The sequence below is a fragment of the Pseudomonas agronomica genome, from assembly GCF_025917275.1.
GTDB lineage: Bacteria > Pseudomonadota > Gammaproteobacteria > Pseudomonadales > Pseudomonadaceae > Aquipseudomonas > Aquipseudomonas agronomica.
In genome coordinates, this window is sequence record NZ_JAOSHO010000650.1 from 1 (window position 1) to 2,387 (window position 2,387).

Annotated in this window: 2 protein-coding genes; both read right to left on the reverse strand. The window is 60.8% G+C overall.

Annotated features, from left to right (window positions below; translation table 11 throughout):
- The coding region (locus OC610_RS25735) for a phosphoenolpyruvate carboxykinase (ATP) (RefSeq protein ID WP_264431844.1) at positions 1 to 1,165 on the reverse strand (1,165 nt) is incomplete at its 3' end.
- A 178-nt stretch (positions 1,166 to 1,343) separates the two neighbouring features.
- Complete coding sequence (hslO, locus tag OC610_RS25740; RefSeq protein ID WP_264431845.1) at positions 1,344 to 2,246, reverse strand: Hsp33 family molecular chaperone HslO; 903 nt, start codon at positions 2,244 to 2,246, stop codon at positions 1,344 to 1,346.
- Between the last annotated feature and the right edge of the window lie 141 nt (positions 2,247 to 2,387).

Below are 2,387 nucleotides of genomic sequence, written 5' to 3' on the forward strand. Positions count from 1 at the left end.
GCGGGAAGAACGGCGCGCCGAAGCAAGTGGAGAAGGTCGACTTGATGCCGCTGCCCGAGCCCATTTCGGTCGAGCCCACCAGTGCGGTGTAGCCGGACAGGAAGTGGTAGGCGGCTTGTTCTTCGCTGAGGATCGACACGGGCGGCAGTACGCCGGTCAGGTCGCAGGTCAGGAAGATCACGGCGTTTGGCTCGCCACCGAGGTTTTTCGGTGCGCGTTTTTCGATCAGCTCACGCGGGTAGGCGGCGCGGCTGTTCTGGGTCAGGCTGTCGTCGGCGTAGTCGGCTTTCTTGGTGACCGGGTCCAGGACAACGTTTTCCAGTACGGCGCCGTGCTGGATGGCTTTCCAGATGACCGGCTCGTTCTTCTCGGACAGGTCGATGCACTTGGCATAGCAACCGCCTTCGATGTTGAAGACCACGCCCACGCCCCAGCCGTGTTCGTCGTCACCGATCAGGTAACGGCTTTCATCAGCGGACAGGGTGGTCTTGCCGGTGCCAGACAGACCGAAGAACAGGGTCACATCGCCCTCTTCGCCCATGTTGGCGGCGCAGTGCATCGGCAGCACGTCAACGGCCGGCAGCAGGAAGTTCTGCACGGAGAACAGGGCTTTCTTCATCTCACCGGCGTAGCGCATGCCGGCGATCAGCACTTTCTTGGCCGCGAAATTGATGATCACGGTGCCGTCGGAGTTGGTGCCGTCACGCGCAGGCTCGCAGACGAAGTTCGGCGCGTTGAGGATTTGCCACTCGTCCTTGCCGCCGGCGTTGTATTGCTCCGGGTTGATGAACAGGCAACGGCCGAACAGATTGTGCCAGGCAGTCTCGGTGGTCATCTTGACCGGCAGGTAGTGCGCAGGATCGGAACCTACATGCACGTGGGAAACAAAACGCTCGCGCTCGCCCAAGTAGGCTGCGACACGGTTCCACAGGGCGTCGAACTTGTCGGCCGGGAACTTGCGGTTGATCGGGCCCCAGGCAATGGCGTGCTGGGTGCTTGGCTCTTCCACGATGAAACGGTCGACTGGCGAGCGACCGGTACGATGACCGGTACGTACAACCAGCGCGCCAGTATCGGCAAGCTCGCCTTCACCGCGATTCAGGGCTTCTTTGACCAGATCATCGACACTCAGATCGGTGTACACGGCGTTATTGGCTTGCGTCATGAGATTCCCCGTCGGCCCGTGGCCGAGTGCTCCAAACGTTTTGTAGTAGGAAGTCGCGCACTACTACCCGAAAAAAGTGGGCCGGATTATGCCAGAAAAGCCCAAAAAAAGTAGGGCCCTCCCGTCAGTACGGCGTAAATCCGGCGTTTGCCAGGAGATTTACCTGCGCTGAACCGATTTAGTGACGAGTATCTGACGGTGTGTCGACACCCGCACCGGCGAACAATTGGGCAATGTCCGCGGCATCGAACAGGTAGCGCTCATTGCAAAACTGGCAATCGATTTCAATGGCGCCGCCATGTTCGATCACCAGTTGCTGCGCATCTTCCAGACCCAGACTGACCAGCGCATTGCCGGAACGTTCACGGGAGCAACTGCATTTGAAGCGCAACGGCTGGCCATCGAACAAGCGAACCTGCTCTTCGTGGTACAGGCGATGCAGGACGGTTTCGTTGTCCAGCCCCAACAGCTCATCGGCGCTCAAGGTGCTGGCCAGAGCGGTGACGTGCTGCCAGCTGGCGTCGCGCTCTTCCGGATCACGGATGCGGTCGGCAGGCAGTTGCTGCAGCAGCAATCCACGGGCGCGCCGCCCGTCGGCATAGAGCCAGAAGCGGGTGTTGGTCTGCTGGGACATGACGAAGTAGTTGGTGAAGCACTGAGCCAGCGTCGCGCCGTCGAGATCGACGATGCCCTGATAGCGCTTGCCGTGGCTCGGGTCGACCGTCAGGGCCAGCACGCCGTTGGGCATCAGGTCGGCCAAGGTCGCGTCGGGCGCGATCTGCTCCGCGTGATAACGGGCCAGGCCACGGATCTCGCGCTCGCTGGAGCATTCGATCATCAGCAGGGGCACCGGGCCTTCGGAGCGCGCCTGGAGAATCAGCAGGCCATCGAACTTCAAGGTACCCACCAACAACGCCGCAGCCGCCATCAGCTCGCCGAGCAACTGCGCGACCGGCTCCGGATAGGGGTGCTTGGCGAGGACTTCGGCGTAGCTACGCTCCAACACCACCAGCTCGCCACGGGCGTCGCTGTCATCGAAGATGAAACGCTGGGTGTAGTCGGTATCCGGTAAATCAGTCATAGGGTCTGGTATCTGAGGTGATGACAATTGATGACAGCATTTTATGGGCATTCAGGGTGGGTTCCAAGCAAGGCTTGGGTTTGCCTGACGGGAAGGGACTGACCACCTACCTGTAGACGCTGCGTAGGAGCTGTCGAGTGC